Source organism: Microbacterium sp. DT81.1 (assembly GCF_049844955.1).
Classification (GTDB): Bacteria; Actinomycetota; Actinomycetes; order Actinomycetales; family Microbacteriaceae; genus Microbacterium.
Genome location: NZ_JBNCMA010000008.1, coordinates 1 through 18,581 on the forward strand (window position 1 = coordinate 1; position 18,581 = coordinate 18,581).

General features: G+C 71.0%; 16 protein-coding genes. 2 read left to right on the forward strand and 14 right to left on the reverse strand.

Annotated elements, in window-relative coordinates; translation table 11 throughout:
• Positions 1–290: 290 nt before the first annotated feature.
• The 3 genes from ACLQ2Q_RS19240 to ACLQ2Q_RS19250 form a co-directional block, all read right to left on the reverse strand.
• Entirely contained in the window at positions 291–1,514 is a 1,224-nt protein-coding gene (locus ACLQ2Q_RS19240; RefSeq protein ID WP_425822907.1) for a D-arabinono-1,4-lactone oxidase, read from the reverse strand.
• Between the two features lie 45 nt (positions 1,515–1,559).
• Positions 1,560–2,537 (reverse strand): sugar-binding transcriptional regulator, encoded by a 978-nt coding sequence (locus ACLQ2Q_RS19245; protein WP_425822909.1) that lies wholly within the window; start codon positions 2,535–2,537, stop codon positions 1,560–1,562.
• Between the two features lie 66 nt (positions 2,538–2,603).
• On the reverse strand, positions 2,604–5,231 hold the full coding sequence (locus ACLQ2Q_RS19250; protein WP_425822911.1) for a family 78 glycoside hydrolase catalytic domain: 2,628 nt from the start codon (positions 5,229–5,231) through the stop codon (positions 2,604–2,606).
• 87 nt (positions 5,232–5,318) lie between these two features.
• On the opposite strand from ACLQ2Q_RS19250, the gene ACLQ2Q_RS19255 reads away from it, so the two are divergent.
• A complete protein-coding gene (locus ACLQ2Q_RS19255; RefSeq protein WP_425822913.1) occupies positions 5,319–6,338 on the forward strand; it encodes an NAD-dependent epimerase/dehydratase family protein in 1,020 nt (339 codons plus the stop codon).
• Here the strand turns inward: ACLQ2Q_RS19255 and ACLQ2Q_RS19260 are convergent.
• The 9 genes from ACLQ2Q_RS19260 to ACLQ2Q_RS19300 form a co-directional block, all read right to left on the reverse strand.
• Entirely contained in the window at positions 6,328–6,747 is a 420-nt protein-coding gene (locus ACLQ2Q_RS19260) for a hypothetical protein (protein ID WP_425822915.1), read from the reverse strand. The two genes, ACLQ2Q_RS19255 and ACLQ2Q_RS19260, sit on opposite strands and share 11 nt — an antisense overlap.
• Before the next feature lie 67 nt (positions 6,748–6,814).
• Positions 6,815–8,686: a hypothetical protein gene (locus ACLQ2Q_RS19265; RefSeq protein ID WP_425822917.1), complete on the reverse strand. Its 1,872-nt coding sequence runs from the start codon at positions 8,684–8,686 to the stop codon at positions 6,815–6,817.
• Positions 8,683–9,447: an SDR family NAD(P)-dependent oxidoreductase gene (locus ACLQ2Q_RS19270; RefSeq protein WP_425822919.1), complete on the reverse strand. Its 765-nt coding sequence runs from the start codon at positions 9,445–9,447 to the stop codon at positions 8,683–8,685. Before ACLQ2Q_RS19270 ends, ACLQ2Q_RS19265 begins: the two co-directional genes overlap by 4 nt.
• A gap of 11 nt (positions 9,448–9,458) precedes the next feature.
• Positions 9,459–10,376 carry a phosphogluconate dehydrogenase C-terminal domain-containing protein gene (locus ACLQ2Q_RS19275; protein WP_425822921.1) on the reverse strand — a complete coding sequence of 306 codons (918 nt, stop codon included), beginning with the start codon at positions 10,374–10,376 and terminating at the stop codon, positions 9,459–9,461.
• Positions 10,373–11,167, reverse strand: coding sequence for a sugar phosphate isomerase/epimerase family protein (locus ACLQ2Q_RS19280; RefSeq protein WP_425822923.1), 795 nt, complete (start codon positions 11,165–11,167; stop codon positions 10,373–10,375). Before ACLQ2Q_RS19280 ends, ACLQ2Q_RS19275 begins: the two co-directional genes overlap by 4 nt.
• The gene (locus ACLQ2Q_RS19285; protein WP_425822925.1) at positions 11,164–11,973 is read right to left on the reverse strand and encodes a triose-phosphate isomerase family protein; all 810 of its coding nucleotides are present in this window, start codon (positions 11,971–11,973) and stop codon (positions 11,164–11,166) included. Before ACLQ2Q_RS19285 ends, ACLQ2Q_RS19280 begins: the two co-directional genes overlap by 4 nt.
• Positions 11,973–12,452 carry a ribose-5-phosphate isomerase gene (locus ACLQ2Q_RS19290; protein ID WP_425822927.1) on the reverse strand — a complete coding sequence of 160 codons (480 nt, stop codon included), beginning with the start codon at positions 12,450–12,452 and terminating at the stop codon, positions 11,973–11,975. Before ACLQ2Q_RS19290 ends, ACLQ2Q_RS19285 begins: the two co-directional genes overlap by 1 nt.
• Before the next feature lies 1 nt (position 12,453).
• Positions 12,454–14,232 (reverse strand): dihydroxyacetone kinase family protein, encoded by a 1,779-nt coding sequence (locus tag ACLQ2Q_RS19295; RefSeq protein ID WP_425822929.1) that lies wholly within the window; start codon positions 14,230–14,232, stop codon positions 12,454–12,456.
• A complete protein-coding gene (locus tag ACLQ2Q_RS19300) occupies positions 14,229–15,626 on the reverse strand; it encodes an MFS transporter (protein WP_425822931.1) in 1,398 nt (465 codons plus the stop codon). Before ACLQ2Q_RS19300 ends, ACLQ2Q_RS19295 begins: the two co-directional genes overlap by 4 nt.
• 114 nt (positions 15,627–15,740) lie before the next feature.
• On the opposite strand from ACLQ2Q_RS19300, the gene ACLQ2Q_RS19305 reads away from it, so the two are divergent.
• Entirely contained in the window at positions 15,741–16,478 is a 738-nt protein-coding gene (locus tag ACLQ2Q_RS19305; RefSeq protein ID WP_425822933.1) for a FadR/GntR family transcriptional regulator, read from the forward strand.
• A 201-nt stretch (positions 16,479–16,679) separates the two neighbouring features.
• Here the strand turns inward: ACLQ2Q_RS19305 and ACLQ2Q_RS19310 are convergent, their stop codons facing one another.
• Both ACLQ2Q_RS19310 and ACLQ2Q_RS19315 read right to left on the reverse strand, forming a co-directional pair.
• Positions 16,680–18,035 carry an MFS transporter gene (locus ACLQ2Q_RS19310; protein WP_425823300.1) on the reverse strand — a complete coding sequence of 452 codons (1,356 nt, stop codon included), beginning with the start codon at positions 18,033–18,035 and terminating at the stop codon, positions 16,680–16,682.
• Between the two features lie 5 nt (positions 18,036–18,040).
• A complete protein-coding gene (locus ACLQ2Q_RS19315; protein ID WP_425822935.1) occupies positions 18,041–18,514 on the reverse strand; it encodes a MarR family winged helix-turn-helix transcriptional regulator in 474 nt (157 codons plus the stop codon).
• Between the last annotated feature and the right edge of the window lie 67 nt (positions 18,515–18,581).

Genomic DNA, 18,581 nt, shown 5'->3' on the forward strand with positions numbered 1-18,581 from the left:
GCTCAGGCGTCCACGCCGAAGGCACACAGCAACGGGACGCGGGGGATCATCCGGCGCGGGCCGAGCTGCACCGTCGGGATCGTCCCGTTCTCGATGCCGAGCTTGATCCGCTCGGGCCTGCCCGCGAGCAACCAGGAACGCCCTGCCCGCGACCTCCCTCGCGCGGGCATTGCGCGCATAGGGATCCCTTGCGGGCATCCGTTCTGCGACGGTACGCGCGGCCGAGAATGCCGGCAGTCTGCACAACGCTGCGCGAGTGCGCGCGTCGCGCCCACTCGTCGCGCCACTCGTCACCCCAGCCCGAGTACCCGCCGGGTGAAGCCGTTGCGGAAGACACCGCCGGGATCGAGCTCACCGGCCAGGGAACGGAAGGCGTCCATCTGCGGATACAGCGGTGTCACATCGAACAGCGGGCTGAAGACCTTGCCCCAGTGGGGCCGCGGCGAGAACGGCTCGAGAGCGCGCTCGAGAACGGGCAATGCGCTCGCGACCGCTTCCGGATGCCGCTTCCACGTGTGGGCGATGGACAGAGAGTCCCGGCCGTACGCCATGCTCAGCCAACGGTCGTCGGCGGCCACCGCCCTGATCTCCGACACGAAGAGGTGCGGCGCGAACGGTTCGCTGATGCGCCGGACTGCCTCCATCGCCGCTTCGGAATCGCGGATGTCCACCAGGTATTCGGTCTGGATCTCGGCACCCACCGAAGGGCGTGCGTCCATCCGGAAGTGCGCCAGGCGCTCGGACCACGGTCCCCACACTCCGCGACGCGGCGTCACGTTCTCCGTGTCTGGCAGGTCGGTCAACGCCGAGCCGACGTGGTCGGCCGCGTCGGCGTCTCCCTCGCGAGACTTGATGAGCAGCTCATGCCGGTCCAGCCAGTCGGTGAAGATGCTCACGCTGTACGCCGAGGACATCAGGGCGGGCACGTCATGCACGAGGTCCGCCCAGCGGGCGACGGCGAACGTCTGCTGGCGGAGCCGGTAGGACGGCACGATCGCGAGGCTGAGTCGGGTCACCACTCCGACCGCGCCCAGCGAGACGACGACGCCGGCGAGGCGAGGATCCGTGTCGTCGATTCTGAGGACTTGTCCATCCCCCGTGACGAGCTCCAGGGCACGCACCGCGGCCGACAGGGAGCCGTTCGCAAGTCCGGACCCGTGGGTCGCGGTCATGACCGCTCCGCCTATGGAGATGTGCGGCAGCGACGCCAGGTTCTGCAGGGCCCAGCCTCGATGCTCGAGCCATGCGGCAAGCGCGCCGTATGTCATCGCTGCCGAGACCCGCACCTCTCTGCGGTTGGCGTCGAGCACCGGTTCGATGATCAGTCGCTCGAGCGAGACGAGCTCCGCCGAATCGGCGAGGTCGGTGAAGGAGTGTCGCGTGCCGAGTGCCCGCACCCGGGTCCCGGACGTGATGACCCCCCGCAATTCGCCCATTGAAGAGGGCCTGTGCAGCGTCGACGCGGTGAACCGGTACGTCTCCGCCCACGTCGTGCCGACGGGGCCGCCGCTCATCGCGGCGGCTCCCTTCTCGCGTTCGGCGCAGCGATCACTCGGGGGTCAGCGCTCGGCGAGCTGCTCGGCGGTTCCGAGGTCGGTCACGAGCGCGGTCACCCAGCCGCCCGAGAGGGCGCCGTGGATCGCCTCGAGCTTGTGCTCGCCGCCCGCGATGCCGACGCGACGGGGGATGCGCAGGAGATCCTCGACCGGAATGGCGATGATGCGATCGTCGAACTCGCCGCGCACGAGGGAGCCGTCGGCGCTGTAGATGCGGTGGCAGATATCGCCGACCGCGCCGGCTTCGATCATCGCGGCGCGCTCGGCGGGCGAGAACGCGTTGCCGCTCTCGGCCAGCACATTCGACGGCTCGATGCTTCCGATGCCCATGATCGCCATGCTCAGCTCGCGCCAGTGCCGCGTGACCTCCTGCATCGAGGGGTCGGCCAGCAGGCTGTCGCGGATGGCCGAGCCGGCCACGATCCCCGGCGCCTGCACGTAGACCGGCTCTGCGCCGAGCATGCGCGCCAGCTCGCCGAGGATGCGGTTCGAGTGGCTCTGCGCCTCCGGCGCGCCGACTCCGCCGAGCAGCTGCACGACCTCGACGGCTCCGCGCGCGGTGAAGGGCCGCATCCGGTCCACCATCGCCAGCACGGTCTGACTCCACGACGAGACGCCGATGCGGTCGGTGCCCGAGAGGGTCGCCTCGAGGTAGGCGGCCGCCCCGGCGCCGATGGCGGCGAGCAGCTCGCGCTCGTCGGCCTCGGGGTCGACATCCACCACCACCGCCTCGGCAATGCCGTACTTCGCCTCGAGCGTCTCCTCGAGCTCCGAGTAGACACCAGGGGCGACCGTGACCGTCGTGCGCACGATGCCCAGGGCCTCCGCCCGCTTGAGCAGGCGGGAGACCTTGGCCTGCGAGATGCTCAGGGCGGCGGCGATGTCCGCCTGCCGCACGCCGCGCTCGTGATACATCCGCGCGACCTTGGTGAGCAGGCGCACGTGACCGTCATGCGGACGGGTGTAGCGGTTGGTCGACACGTGCGGTCTCCGATCGGTTGTCGCGGGCGGGCACCGGTGCGCGCCGCGGCATGGGGGAAACGATATTCAGTTGGCGGCCCGGGAGGCCAGTTCTGCGGTTCCGAGGGAAATGCGGCGGGTGTGCATCCCGTGGGGAAGCGTCTCGGGCTCCCGGCCCGGAAGGTCGAGCACACCCCGTGCCCCGACGGGAACGGTCGCCTGTACGACCAGCTCGCCCTCGAGCACCGTCCAGGTGATCGCAGTCTCACCGTAGGGGGTCAGGTGGCTGGCCGTCGCCGTGGTCAGCCCGCCGCCGGGGCGCGGCGCGAAGCGGATGACGCGGTAGCCCGGCTCATCGGGTGCCAGACCCGCGACGACGCGGTGCAGCCAGTCGGCGACCGCGCCCAGGGCGTAGTGGTTGAAGCTCGTCATCGTGCCGGGATTCACCGTGCCATCGGGCAGCATGGCGTCCCAGCGCTCCCAGACCGTCGTCGCGCCCATGTCCACCTGGTAGAGCCACGAGGGGCACTCCCGTTCGAGCAGCAGGGCGTATGCGGTGTCGACGTGGCCGTGCGCGCTCAGCGCGTCGGTGACGAGCGGGGTGCCGACGAACCCCGTCGCGATGCGGTTGCCTGCCTCTCGCACGAGCTCGGCGAGGCGTGCCGCGGCGGTGTCCCTGCGTGCGGCATCCGGGATCAGCTCGAACGCGAGCGCGAGGGCGTAAGCCGTCTGCGCGTCGCTCGTCATCGTGCCGTCGGCGCCGACGTAGCGCTCCGCGAAAGCGGCCGCGACCTCGTCGGCGAGGCGCGAGTATCGCGCCCGCTCATCCGTCAGCCCGAGCGCGTCGGCCATGTCGGCCACCGCGCGTGCGGAGCGGGCGAAGTAGGCCGTCGCGACCAGGTGGCGGTCGGTGCGGGCATCGGCCGGGTCCTGCGGCGGGGCGGCGGGATCGAGCCAGTCGCCGAGCTGGAAGCCCGTGTCCCAGAGCCGGCCGGGTCCGGCCAGGCGCTCCACGAGGTCGACCCACCCGCGGGCGCTGCCGAACTGGGCGCGCAGCACGCCGGCGTCGCCGAAGCGCTCGTACAGCGTCCACGGCAGCAGCGTCGCCACATCGCCCCATGCAGCACCAGGACGGATCGGCGTCCACATGTGGTGGGCGGGGATCACGGGCACGTACCAGGGGACCGTGCCGTCGGGCAGCTGCTCGATGGCGAGGTCCCGCAGCCAGCCGGTCAGCATGCCGCTCACGTCGTACAGCGAGGACGCCGCCGGTCCGAAGACCTGGATGTCGCCGGTCCAGCCGACGCGCTCGTCGCGCTGTGGGCAGTCGGTCGGGATGTCGACGAAGTTGCCGCGCATCCCCCAGACCACGTTCGCGTGCAGGCGGTTCACGGAGGCGTCCGAGCACTCGAACCACCCCGTGCGCTCGAGGTCGGAGTGGTAGACCCGGGCCACCAGGTCGCCGCTCGCCGCCGCGGCATCCAGGTCACCGGGCCATCCGGACACCTCGACGTAGCGGAAGCCGTGGAATGTGAAACGCGGCTCCCACGTCTCGCCCTCCGCCCGGCCCGCCAGCGTGTAGCCGTCGCTCGAGCGCGCTCCACGCAGGGGACGGGTGTAGAGCTCGCCGTCCTGCAGCACCTCGGCGGTGCGGAGGGTGACGGTGCGCCCCTCCTCGCCGCGCACCCGGATGCGCACCCGGCCGACGAGGTTCTGGCCGAAGTCGAGGATGCGGCTGCCGCTCGGGCCGGTGAGCACCGCGACGGGCGCGACCTCCTGCGTGCAGCGCACCGGCGGTCCTGTCGGCGCGACGAGCGTCGCCGGGTCGCGGTGGCGCATCGCCGCGCGCTCCCATCCGGTCTCGTCGAAGCCCGGCCGACTCCACCCCGCGCGTTCCTCGCGTGCGTCGTGGTCCTCCCCGTCGTAGATGCCGGAGCGGAGGATCGGGCTCGGCGCGGCCCGCCACGAGTCGTCGGTGGCGATGATCTCGCGGCGCCCGTCGGCGTAGGTCAGCTCCAGCTGACCGAGGAAGGACAGATCGTTGCCGTAGAGGTTGCGGAACCCGCCGCGCCAGCCGAGGCGACCGCGGTACCAGCCGTCACCGAGCCAGGCGCCGACGGCGTTCGGACCCTCCTCGAGCATGGCCGTGATGTCGTGGGTGTAGTACCGCAGCCGGCGGCCGTAGACGGTCCAGCCGGGGGAGAGGGCGTCGTCGCCGACCCGCATGCCGTTCACCTCCGCCTCGTAGAGGCCGTGCGCGCTCGCATAGAGTCGCGCCCGCACGAGTCCGTGCGCGACCGCGAACTCGCGGCGCAACAGGGAGGGCCGGCGTTCGTCCGAGTCGGGGTCTTCGGTCCAGGTGGCGCCGACCGGGCGGGCGATCCAGTCGTCGGGGAAGAGCAGTCCGGCCTCGAGCGTCGTGGGGTCGGACGGGGCCGACCACTCGCCGTCCGCGCCGCGCACGGCGACGCTGAGGCGCGCGGACTCGCGCGACCGGAGCGGAGCGTCCGGCCAATCGACGAGCACCTGCTCGCCGGAGCAGACCGTGAGCTCCGACGCCGGCGCCTCGCCCCGCTCGATCACGACGCGATAGGCGTTCTGCCGCCATCCGGCCGGAGCTTGGAGGACTCGCCACGAGAGACGAGGGGCATCCTCGCCGATGCCGAACGGCTCTCGGTGGTGCTCGAGCCGAGGCGATTCGACGATCACATCCACGACAGCTCCGTATCGGTTGCATTCACTATAGAATCATTATGCAATACGGGCTGAGAAAGCGCGAGAGCGGGACGCAGGAGGATCTGTATGGGCGAGCCTATGGTCATCGGGGTCACCGGGAGCGCCGGAAAGCTCGGCCGGGCCACGGTGGCGCGGCTGCGAGACGAAGGTCATCAGGTGATCGGCTTCGACCAGGCGGGCGACCCTGGCCCCGGGTTCACCCGCGTCGACCTTGCCGACTACGGCCAGACCCTCGACGCGATGCTCGGCGTCACCGCTCGGCACAGCGGGTTGGACGCTCTCGTGCACCTGGCCGCCATCCCGGTGAACGGCCTGGTGCCGGACGCCGAGACGTTCCGCAGCAACGTCGCGGTGTCGTTCAACGTGCTCTTCGCCGCGCATCGCGCAGGCATCCGCACGATCGTTCTTGCATCGAGCATCACGGCGATGGGCTTCCCGTTCGAGGAGACCCCGCCGTTCCTCCCGGTCGACGAGAGCTGGACGCGCGCGAACAACACGTACGGCCTCGGCAAGGTGGCCGAGGAGGCGGTGGCCGCACAGCTCGCGCTCTGGGGGTCGGATGTCTCGATCACGGCCCTGCGGTTCACCAACGTGGTGGGCGAGGGCGAGTATGCCACGTTCGACCGCGCGGCCGAGCCCGGCTATCGCCGCGACCTTCTCGGGTCGTGGATCGATGCGCGCGACGGGGGGCTGGCCGTCTCGCTCGCCCTCGCCGGCGCCACCCCTGGTTACCGGGTCTACAACGTCGCCGCACCGGAATCCGGCTGCGCCGCTCCTTCGCGGGAACTCGCGGAACGGTGGTTCCCCGGCACGCCCGTGGCTCCCGATCTCGGAGAGTTCGAGTCGCTCATGTCGACGCGGCTCATTCAGAAGGAGCTCCGGTTCCGCGCGCAGCACGACTGGCGGGCGCGGTCGGGGGCCGCGTCCGCCTCGTGGGACCCATCCCGCTCTCCGTCCGGCTCTGCGCCGGGGGATCCCCGCCGCGACGTGACCTATGTCGACCTGCCGAGGGGGCACTGGCCGCAGCTCACACGACCGGACGATCTCGCCCGTACGATCCTCGAGCAGCCGCCCCTCAGCCCTTGACGAAGACGTTCTCGGTCACCTTCGTGCCGGTCACCGGGTCTGGGTCGGCGTCGGGCTGCACGTAGTACGTGCGTGTCGCGTTGCTCACGCCGAGCTGCGGGCCGCCGCATCCCACCACCCAGTCCTCCCGGTGCACGAGAAGGCAGACGGTGCCCACCTCCGTGCCTCTCGCGAGGTACAGCTGGTCGCCGTCGTGCTCCGCGACCCACCGCGCGCTCGCGGTGTCGACGCTGTCGTAGGCGTCGCCGGCGAGGTCCGCGGGCAGCGCGTCCGCGGACTCTGCATCGCGGTCCAGCAGCGCGAATCCCGAACCGCCCACGCCCCCGACGAGAACGATCGCCGCCCCTGCGAGAAGCAGAAGACTCGTGGCAAGCAGAAGCAGAAGACTCGTGGCAGATCTGGTGCTCATGGACTACCCGCTTCCTTTCTCCGAGTCTTGCGGGCGAGGGCGGCTCACGCAAGGATCGGCGGCGGTCCTACTGAGGGGTGAGCGCCACTCGCGTCGCCTCACCGGAACCGAGGCGCAGCACGACCTCTCCGGCAGGTGTCGAGACGGTGACCTCGCGGTCCCGGTGGCCGATGTTCGCCGCGATCACCGTCGTTCGCCCCTCGTGCCTCCCGCCGAGGGCCCACACGGTCCCGTCGCGGCTCGGCCCGCTGAACAGGCTCGCCCCGTCGAGCTCGGACAGCCAGCCGAGCACCTGGACGACGGGGCGGGGGGAGCCGTCGGACGAGCGGATGCCGCGGGGCCCCCACTCCTCGAAGTAGCACAGGGTCGCCACACCGTCCACCGCGAGCGCGGCGGCGCTCGCCACCGTCCATGCCGCCAGCTCCGGCGCGGCCATGCGCGGGTCGTCGGCATCCGTGAACGCGGCCCCGTATCCCTCGGAGAGATCGCTCGCGGCGGGGGTCGGCGTGGGCCGTGTCGCCACGTTGTTGAATCGGGGTCGGAGGGTCACCGGCCCGATGTGCACCGGCCGGCCGACCGCCATCCGGACGGCCTGCTCGGCGACGAGGCGCTGGATGGGGACCGACTCGACCAGCTGCTCCGTATCGAGGGTGTGAAAGAGGGGGGTCACCGAGAACGTGAGGGCATCGAGGTCGCCGGGGACCAGCTCGGCGCCGCGGTTCAGCTCTGTGAAGTGGGACCTCGCTCCGCCGATCACGGGGAGAGCGAGACCCCTGTCGGAGAGAGCCCGGCGAAGCGCATCCCGCAACGGCGGGAGAGTGATCGAGTCGAGCCTGTCGTAGATTCCGATGCGCGTCACCGGGAGCGCGCTCAGCGCGTCGACCACGGAGTGCAGGTCGTCGCGGGTGTCCGCGACGACCCGTACGTCGAGGGGTACTCCAGACCGCGCCGCCCGCTCGAGCGCCGCACGCCAGTTGGGGGTGGCCAGATCGAGTTCGACGAGTACGAACGCGGTGCCGGGTGCCGAGCCGGATGCCCCGGCGAGCGTGGGTCCTGGCGCCGGACCGGGTGCGGGATCAGGCGCCGTGGATGCCGCGACACCGATCGATGGGAACGCACCCGCCTCGACGAGTTCGATTCGATCCACGGGCCCCGCCGCGTCGTTTCCGGGCGGCGTCGCACGGTGTCGCGCCGCCTGCGACGCGGCGGTGCCCGCCCCCAGCGCATCGGCCGGCGTGACCTCGAGCCGGGCGGTCTGCTCGGGCACCTCCCCCTCGGCGAGCGAGTACGGGAAGGGCAGTGCCAGGGGCCGGCTGTACGTCTTGTAGGAGGCGTCGGTCCAGTTGCGCTGGTCCTCCATCTCGAACACGTCGCCCGAGAGCGAGAGCCGCGCCTCGCCCCCGTCGAAGCGCCAGTCCATCCCGAAGATGTCGAGGGCGGGTTGATGCGGGCTGATGTCGATGGGGAATCGCATCGCCGTGGTGGTGCCATCCGGATGCCGCACCGTGAGCGGCCCGCCCGCCAGACCGGGCGGGTGCAGCAGCACGAGCCCCACGCGGTTCGTCTCCGCCGCCTGTGCCGAGACGGCCCGCCAGCGGATCTCGAGCGCATCGCCCTCCACGGCGGCCGTCAGGGTGCCGTGCACCGAGAGCCCGAGACCCTCCATCGCCAGCCGCACCGTGAGCTGCGACTCGCCGGGCTCGGCATCCACCACCCGCGTCGGGACCGTGCCCCAGTCCGCGTCGCGCACGACCGCGCGCACGCCGCGCAGCAGCAGGCGTCGCCGGAACCGGATGTCGGCGAGCTCGTCGCCCCGCAGCTCCAGCGACCAGTCCCCGCAGGACCACGTCCGGGACGGCGACCACCAGCCGGGTGCTGTCGTGCCCCCGGCATCCGTCCCGCCACCGGCATCCGCCCCATCGCCCGCCTCGGGAGTCACAGCGTCGTCATGCCCCCGTCCACGGCGAACAGCGCGCCGGTCGCGAAGGCGCCGTCGTCGCTCGCGAGATACACCATGATGCCCTCGACGTCGGCCGGGCTGCCGGCACGGCCCAGGGGAATCCGGCCGATGATCGCGGCGCGCGAAGTGGGATCGGATGAGATCGCGCTGACGAGCGACGTCTCGGTGTACCCGGGCACGACCGTGTTCACGCGGATGTTCCTGTCGGCGTAGGCGGCGGCGACCGTGCGGGCGAGCCCGTGGATGCCGGCCTTCGAGGCGCTGTAGGCCGTGAAGTCCTTGCCCTCGCCGTTCAGGCCGGTGGGGCTGCCGGTGAGGATGATCGAGCCGCCGACTTCGCGAGCCAGCAGCGAGCGCACGGCGTGCTTGACCGTGAGGAACGTGCCGGTGAGGTTGATGTCGATGGTGCGCCGCCAGACGTCGAGGTCGAGGTCGGCCGCCGGAGCGTCCTGCCCGAACAGCTGCACGCCGGCGTTGGCGACGACGACGTCCGGCGACATGCCATCAGCCTGGAGCTTTGCGAACGCCGCCTCCACCGCCGCCTCGTCGGAGATGTCCATGACGACGGCGACGGCGCGGTGCGCGTTGATCGTCTTCACCGCGGCATCGGCGGCATCCGCATCGCGATCGGCGACGACCACCCGCGCGCCTTCGTTCGCGAACCGCAGCGCGACGGCGAGCCCGATTCCGGTGCCCGCCCCGGTGATCAGCGCGGTCTTGCCTTCGAGGCGACCTGTCATGGCGTGGCTCCTCAACGCTCGATGTGACTGCGTTCGATGTGGTCGAGGTGAAGCATCCGCGCGAGGTTGCGGTCGAGCTCGTCGTCGCGGAAGATCTTCTTCCAGTCGTCCTTGATGATGCTCTCGCGACCGTAGTCCATCGCGATCAGGCACGCATCGCTGAAGGGGTTGTCGCCGCGCAGGCCGTTGGCGAGCGCGACCTGCGTGTGGCCGTACAGGATGCTGCGGGCGGCGGCCTCGGGCACGCCCATCGTGTTGATCGTCTCCTGCAGGGCCTCGTTGAGCAGGGCGCCGATCATGCAGGCGACGGTTTCGACGAGTGTGGGCTCGAGCTGGGCCAGCTGCTTGATCGTGACCCAGTGCACGTCGATGATCGGGGCGTAGATCGCGCGCACGGTGGACTCGACGATCGCCTGCTTCGCCGGGTCCTCCGACTCGACGGCGGCGATCGCGTCCTGCGGGGCGGCGATGCCCCCGAACGTGTCGGCCCACTCCTCGGGGGTCTGCCGCTGCAGGAAGATCGACGGGTGGCACGGGTGCGCGACGGCCTGGATGACGTCCTCGCGGGTGGTCAGCAGCCCGGCGTACGCGGCGGCGGGGTCGAGGGTGAGCACGATCGAGCCCGGCTTCATCTGCGGCACGACCTGTGCCGTCACGGGCCCGAGCGCCAGGTCGGGGACGGCGAAGACGACGATGTCGGCGTCGGCGACGGCATCCGCGAGTTCGGTGACCTCGCGGCCCGCCTCGCGCGTGCGCTCCTGACCAGCGGGCGAGTTCTCGACGTAGTAGACGGTGTGATCGGTCCTGGCGAGGTTGTTGGAGACGCGCATCCCCATCTTTCCGCCCGCTCCCAGGACGGCGATCGTGTAGGTCGCTGAGCCTGTCGAGGCGGTCCCTGAGCCTGTCGAAGGGTCGGTGGTGGTACTCATATTGTGCTCCTCAGGTATTCGAGTGTGATGCGGGTCCATTCCCGCTCGGTGGTGACGGTGGTCTCGGGGTCGCCCTGCCAGGGGAGCCAGTGCTCGACGATCTGGTTGATGCCGCGTTCGTCGGGCCTGACAGCGCTCAGCAGGTGCGGGTAGTCGTGCAGTCCGGTGCCCATCGGGGCGCCGGAGTAGGTGAAGCCCACCCAGCCGTCCTGGCGGGCGAAGGCGAAGTCCTTGACGTGGACGTTCTTGGTCAGCGGGGCGCAGCGCTCGACGGCGGCCCGCGGCGTCTCCAGCCGCGCGACGACATTGCCCGGATCGAGGCAGATGCCCAGGTGCTCGGAGTCGATCCGCTCGACCAGGCCCGCGAGGTCGTCCGTGGCGACCTGCTCGTACGTCTCGAGGGCGAGCGTGACCCCGGATGCCTCGTAGGCGGGCAGCGCCGTGCGCAGCATCCGCTCGGCCTGCTCCAGCGAGGGACGCGACTCCGGGGCGTACAGCATGCTGCGCACGAGCGCGGCGCCGAAGGCGTCGGCGAGGCGCAGGAACGCTTCGAGGTGCCCCGGGTCGACGCCCTTCGTGCCGAGTTCGATCACGAGGCCGAGGTCCCGCGCGGCGGCGGCGGCGTCGGCGATCTCGGCAGCGCTCATGACGAGCAGCGGCGCGTAGTCGCAGATCTGGAACAGTCCGACATCCTGGTCGCGGGTGGCCTGCAGTGCGCCGATCAGAGACAGCGGCTCGTCGACGCGGTCGGAGTGCTGCCAGAAGAAGGCGTAGGTGCCGAGGCCGATCATGCTTCGAGCCCTTCAAGCCCGTCGAGCCCGTCGAGCCCGTCGAGCCCCTCGGTTCGCTCGATCGCCAGCACCGCGGCCTCGTCGAGCACGGCCTCCAGCGCGACGGGATCGTGCGCGAAGCGCCCGAGGAACAGCCCGTCGACGGCGTCGCCGAGTGCGCTCAGCAGCCCGGGGCCCGCGGACCCGCCGTAGATGACGGAGGTGCCGGGTCGGTCGGCCACGGCGTCGCGCAGTGCCAGGGTGACGGTCCGGATGTGGGCGACGGGCGCCGGCTCGGGCGCGCCGATCGCCCAGACGGGCTCGTACGCGACGATCAGCGGGCCGGCGGGGGCGCCTTCGAGCGCGTCCACCAGCTGGGCCACCGTGCGAGCGGCCGCCAGGGGCGGCTCGCTCCGCTCGGTCTCGCCGACGCACAGCACCGGCCGAAGTCCGTTGCGAAGCGCGGCGTGCGTCTTCGCCCGCACCACTGCGTCCGTGTCGCCGAAGAGACGGCGGCGCTCGGCGTGCCCGATCTCGACGACCCCGACGCCCACCTCGGCGAGCTCGGCCGCGCTGACCTCGCCCGTGAAGGCACCGGAATCCTCGGTCGCGGCATCCTGCGCGCCGATGATCGTCGGAGTGCCCTGGAACGCCTCGACTGCGCGGGCGATCTGCAGGTAGGTCGGGATGACGAAGAACTCGACGCTTCCCGACGACACGGCCGGATGCCGTGCGGCGAGTTCCGCGACGCGCGCGAACCATGCGCGGGCCTCACGATGCCCGAAGTACATCTTGAGGCTCACGCCCACGGTCACGCGCCCGGTCATCAGCAGCTTCCGGTCTGCTCGTACTCGTCGATGACGGCGACCTTCTCGGCGGACGCCGAGGTCGGGTCGAAGCGGTAGGTCAGCCACTCGCGCGCGAGGCGGCGGGCGAGCTCGAGGCCGACGACCCTCTGGCCCATCGTGAGCACCTGGGCGTCGTTGGAGAGCACGGCGCGCTCGACGGAGAAGCTGTCGTGCGCGGTGACGGCGCGGATGCCGGCCACCTTGTTCGCCGCGATCGCGACGCCGAGCCCGGTGCCGCAGACCAGCAGCGCGCGGTCGGCCTCACCGGAGGCGACGAGTTCGGCGGCGGCGATCGCCACGCGAGGGTAGGCGGTGTGCCCGTCGGCGTCCACGCCCACGTCGATGACCGACGCGACCCCGGGATTGGCTTCGAGGTCGGCCTTCAGGATCTCCTTGTAGTCGAAGCCGGCGTCGTCGCTGCCGACGACGAGGCGCAGGGGCTGGGATTCTCCGGGCATGTCAGTTCCTTTCGGTGGATTCTGGGGTGGCGGACGCATCGGCGGCATCCGGCGCCCCGGTCGATTCCGCGAGCAGCTCGCCGATCGCGGTCGCGATGAGGGCGAGCGAGTGCGCACCGGGGTCGGGTGTGCCGAGGCTCTTCTCCGCGTGCGGCCGTGCGCGGCCCATGCGGGGGAGCAGCTCGGCGGTCGCGGCGGCGGCGCGGGTCGCGGCCTCCGCGGCGGCGGCCCACGCGTGGGCGAGGGAGGCGCCAGAGTCCGCAGCGATCGTCAGCTCCGTGCTGAACGGGACGAGGGCATCGACCATGGTCTTGTCGCCGACCTCGGCCTTGCCGTAGTCGGTGACGCCTCGGGCGGCGGCGGCCACACCCGCGGCGACGCCGATCGCATCGGGGGCGTCGTCGTCGCCGATCGTCTCGCCGATCGAGCGCAGGATGACGCCCCACAGGGCGCCGGATGTGCCGCCGGCCCGGTCGGACCACGCGTCGCCGGCGTGTGCGAGCACGGTGCCGACGCCGGCCCCGAGCTCCGCGGCGCGCTGGGCGGCGGCACGCGCGGCGCGGGCGCCTCGCTGCATCCCGATGCCGTGGTCGCCATCGCCCGCGATCTGGTCGAGGCGACCGAGTTCGTCCACGTGCGCATCGACGATCTCGGATGCCGCGGCGACGGCACGCGCGGCTACCGGGGCGAGGGCGCGCGACTCGGCGCTGGCCGCCGGGATCGCGGCGGTGTCTTCGACCGAGGCTGCCCGCTCGTCCTGCGCGGCCGCGACGACCGAGCCGCGGCGGTACGCGGGGGTGTCGACGGGTGTGTCCCAGAGCCGCTCCAGCTCGTCATCGAGCCAGAACAGCGTGAGCGAGGTGCCCGCCATGTCGAAGCTCGTGCAGTACTCGCCGACGTGCGGGTCGAGGACCTCGACCCCCGCCTCCTGCAGCAGCGCGGCGACGCGGCGGTAGACGACGAACAGCTCCTCGTACTTGACGGCGCCGAGCCCGTTCAGGATCGGCACCAGCTTCTGCCCGTCCGCGCTGTCGATGCCGTCGGGCAGCTCGGCGAGCAGCCGGCCGGTCAGCAGCTCGGCCAGTTCGTCCGCGGTGGGCACGTCGGTCTCATCTATGCCGGGTTCGCCGTGGATGCCGAGGCCGACCGCCATGCGCCCCTCCGGCACCGAGAACAGGGGCTGCTCCGCTCCGGGAAGGGTGCAGCCGGTGAAGGCGACGCCGAACGAGCGGGTGCGGTCATTGGCGAGCCGGGCGACCCGCTCGACTTCGCCGAGGTCGTACCCGGCCTCGGCGGCCGCGGCGGCGATGCGGAACACCGTCAGGTCCCCCGCGATGCCCCGACGCTTGTGGCGCTCCTCGATCGAGGCGCTCGAGATGTCGTCCGTCACCGTCACCGTGGCGCAGGCGATGCCCTCGGCGCGGAGGCGATCCTGGGCGGCGTCGAAGTTCAGCACGTCTCCCGCGTAGTTCCCGTAGGAGAAGAAGACCCCGCCGCCCCGATGCGCCGCGTTCGCCACGGACTGCACCTGCTGCGTCGAGGGCGACGCGAACAGGTTGCCCATCGCGGCGCCATGGGCAAGACCCTGCCCGACGAGCCCACCGAAGGCGGGGTAGTGGCCGGAGCCGCCGCCGATGACGACGGCCACCTGGCCGTCGGGCACCACGGTGCTGCGGACCACGCCGCCGGGAACGCGCCGGACGTACCGGCCGTTCGCGGCGACGAAGCCGTCGATCATCTCGTCCGCGAACGCGGACGGCTCGTTCCACAGCCGGGTCATGGGCGGGGTGCCCTCAGCGCTGCGGCATCCGCCTTCTCCTGCGCGGCAGCGAGGCCGGCGGCGGTGACGGCCGCCTTGTTCTGACGTGCGAGCACGACCATGAGTATCGCGGAGACGAGCATCACTCCGCCGACGATCATCATGGGGATCTCGTAGCCACCGGTCCAGTCCGCCACGGCGCCGGTGACGAACGGTGCGCTGAAGCCCGCGAGGTTGCCGATCGTGTTGATGAGCGCGACGCCGGCGGCCGCGGCCACGCCGGTGAGGAACTTTGTCGGGAGGGTCCAGAAGTTGGGCAGCGCGGCGAAGATCGCCATCGCGGTCAGGGTGATCACTGCGATCGTCGCGGCGGGCGAGCCGGCGAACAGGGCGAGCGGGATCGTCACGGCGCCGAGCACGGCGGGGCCGGCGATGTGCCAGGTGCGCAGGCCGCGGCGGGAGGCGTCACGCGACCAGAAGTACATCGCGATCGCGGCGGGCAGATACGGGATCGCCGTGATCAGGCCCTTCTGGAAGACGTCGAACTCGGTGCCGGCCGCCGTCTGGAACCCCTCGATGATCGTGGGGAGGAAGAACGCCAGCGCGTAAAGGCCGTAGATGAAGCCGAAGTAGATGAAGGACAGCATCCACACGCGGCCGCTGCTGAAGGCGAAGCGTACGGAGACGTGCTTCTCGGACTTCTCTGTGACCTTGCGCTCGGCGGCGATCGAGTCCGTGAGCCAGACCTGCTCCTCCTTGGTGAGCCACGGGGCATCCGCCGGCTTGTCCCTGAGGTAGAACCAGGCGATGATCCCGACGATGATCGCGGGGATGGCGACGCCGAAGAACATGAAGCGCCAGCCGGCGAGCCCGAAGAAGACCTCGTCCTGCTGAATCAGCCAGCCGGCGAACGGGGCGCCGATGACGGTGGTGAGCGGCTGGGCCAAGTAAAAGAGCATGAGGATGCGGCCGCGGTACTGCGAGGGCACCCACAGGCTGAGGAAGAGGATCGCACCGGGGAAGAACCCGGCCTCGGCGACACCGAGCAGGAACCGCAGCACGACGAGCTGCTCGAAGTTCTGCACCCAGGTGAACAGCAGCGCGACGATGCCCCAGCTCACCATGATGCGGGCGAGCCAGCGCCGGGCGCCGAAGCGGTGGAGGGCGAGGTTGGAGGGCACCTCGAGCAGGATGTACCCGATGAAGAAGACGCCGGAGGCGAAGCCGAACTGGGCGGCGCTAAGCCCGAGGTCCTCGTTCATGCCGTTCGGGGCGGCGAACCCGATGGCGGTGCGGTCGAGGTAGTTGATGAAGAACATCAGCGCCACGAAGGGCACCAGGCGCAGGGAGACCTTGCGTATGGCGGATTTGGCAACGGGCGACTCTATGCCCGTCACGACGGGGGTGTTGTCCACGGTGACTCCTGAGGATCGTCGTCGATTCTGGCGACGCCGGGGATGACGCCTGGGACTATTTTGGCAAACCGGTTGACCAATTGCAAGCGAAAGTTTCCGAGTACATTGGGCGTTATGCCCGCCTACGCCGCTGACTCCTCGGCCGAGATCACGGCCGCCCTGGGCTCGATGCCCGCCGGATCCGCCGTATCGGGGGTCGCCACGCGGCTGCTCGACCTGTTCACCAGCGGCCAGGTGGCGCCCGGCACGCGGCTGCCGCCGGAGCGGGAGCTCGCATCCACCCTCGGCGTCGGCCGCTCGGCGGTGCGCGAGGCGCTCGCCGCGCTCGAGATCCTCGGGATCGTCGACGTGCGCCCCGGTTCGGGCACCTATCTGCGCGGGACCTCGAGCGAGCTGCTTCCGCAGACCCTGCGATGGGGACTGCTGATAGGGGAGCGGAACACCGCGGAGCTTCTGGAGCTGCGCTCGGGGCTCGAGATCTACGTGGCGAGGCTCGGCGCCGCGAGGCTCACCGACCGCCAGCTCGCCACGCTCGGCCGCCACGTCGACCGGATGCGCGCCTCGGTGGATGACCTCAAGGCGTTCGTGCAGGCCGACCTGGACTTCCACCACGCGCTCGCGGCCGGGGTGGACAACCAGGTGCTGCTCGACATGCTGCAGGTGGTCCGCTCGCTGCTGCGGGTGTGGGCCGACCGGGCCGTGCACGACCAGGCGCACGCCGTGCGGGCGCTCGAGGAGCACGACGCGGTCTACCAGGCGCTGCTGCGTCGTGATCCGGATGCCGCGGCATCCGCCATGGCGACCCACATGGCCACGGCATCCGCCCGCCTGTCGGAGACGTCCCGCGCCTGACGCTGCCTAGTCCGCCTCGCGGGCGCGCCGGACCCCCCACGCGAGGCGGCCGGCACGGACACGAGGCGCGGCTTCCCGTCGGGCAACACGAGCGCACGGCTTCCCGACGAGTGCACGGGATACTGCCGCCGGCACGCCGTGCACTCGGCGCTGAGCCGTGCACTCGGCGGTACGCGCGACGGGCATCCGGGATGGCCCCGGCTAGCCCGCCTCGCGGGCGCGCAGCTTGTCGGCGCGTGCACCCTCCCGCTTGGGGAGCGGGATCGGCGTCGTGCCGGCGACCGCGTCGCTGTACTCCTCGGGCGAGACCACGCGCAGCGGCCTGGTCTCGTCGAGGGTCAGGCGGAAGCGCTTGGACGCGTGGCGGTGCACGCGGCCGGAGGCCAGCATCCACGTGACGCCGATCAGGAACGCGACGAGTCCGGCGGTCGCGCCGACGAGGATCGCGGCACGGGGACCGAATTCGGCGGCCACCCACCCGACGATCGGCGCGCCGACGGGCGTGCCGCCCATGATGACGGCCATGTAGAGGGCGAGCACCCGGCCGCGCAGCGCGGGGTCGGTCGTCGTCTGGACGTAGCCGTTCGCGGTCGTCATGACGGTCACCACCGCGAAGCCGACGAGGGTGAGCGTCGCGGCATAGCTCCAGTAGCCGGGCATCAGGGTCGAGGCCACCGAGGCGATGGCGAAGCCGAGCAGCGCCAGCACGACCACCCGGATGCGGGCCTGATCGCGCCGGGCGGCCAGCAGTGCGCCGGCGAGCGAGCCGATCGCGAGGATGGAGCTGAGCAGCCCGAACCCGTCGGCGCCCTGTCCGAACTCGATCGCCATCGTCGAGGCGAAGATCGGGAAGTTCATGCCGAACGCGCCGAGCAGGAACACCATCGCGAACGTCACCATGAGATCCGGCCGTTTGCCGACGTAGCGGAACCCGTCCGCAAGCCGGGAGGAGCCGGTGCTGCGCACCCGCGGGACGAGCTCCTTCGTGCGGATCAGCAGCAGGGCGATGATCATGCCGAAGAACGTCACGGCGTTGAGCAGGAACACCCAGCCCGTGCCCACCAGCACGATGAGCACGCCGGCGACGGCGGGCCCGATCATCCGCGCTCCATTGAAGGATGCCGCGTTCAGCGCCACCGCGTTGGACGCGTTCTCTCGTGACACGACGTCGGTGACGAACGCCTGGCGGGCCGGGTTGTCGAATGCGCCGATGACGCCCAGTGCCAGGGCGAAGCCGTACATCAGAGTCAGCGTCATGACCCCGGACAGGATCAGCACGCCCAGCGCCGCGCCGAGCACCATCAGCAGCCCCTGCGTGATCATCAGCAGCCTGCGCCGATCGAAGCGGTCCGCGACCCAGCCGGTAACCCCGACGAGAAGCAGCGGCGGCCCGAACTGCAGCGCCATCGTGATGCCCATCGCGCCGGCGTCGTTGTCGGTGAGCTGGGTGAGCACGACCCAGCTCTGGGCCGTGGACTGCATCCACGCGCCGATGTTGGACACGAGGGCGCCGATGAACCAGACCCGGTAGTTGAAGATCGAGAACGACCGGAACATGGCGCTCATCGCTCGGCCAGCTCTCGCATGACGATGGATGCCGCGGCCAGTGTCGCGCGCTGCTTCCGCGTCAGTTCCGCGAGCGCCTCTTCGAGCCAGGCGTCGCGGCGGCGAACGGTCTCGGTGACGACGCTCGTGCCGGCATCCGTCAGCTCGATGTTGACCTTGCGACGGTCGACGGCGTCGGCGGTGCGAGTGAGGTAGCCGGACTCTTCGAGGCAGTTCACCGTGCGGTTCATTGACGGCGCGCTGACGCGCTCGCGGTCGGCGAGCTCACCGAGGGTGTGGCCGCCGTGGATGTGCAGGGCGGCGAGCACGGCGAACTGGCCGTCGCTCATGGTGTCGACGGCGCGCTGGGCGCGGAGGCGCCTGGCGAGCCGGAACGTGGCCATGCGCAGATCCGAGGCGGCGTCATGCAGAGAGGTGTCGGCGGGAGGGGATGCGGGAAAAACGGAAGCACTCATAGATTTACTTAGCATAGCTCATTAGCCTTGCTAAGTAAATGGCTCGCGTGGAGGCTGGACCGTCACGAAGTGGGTTCGGGCC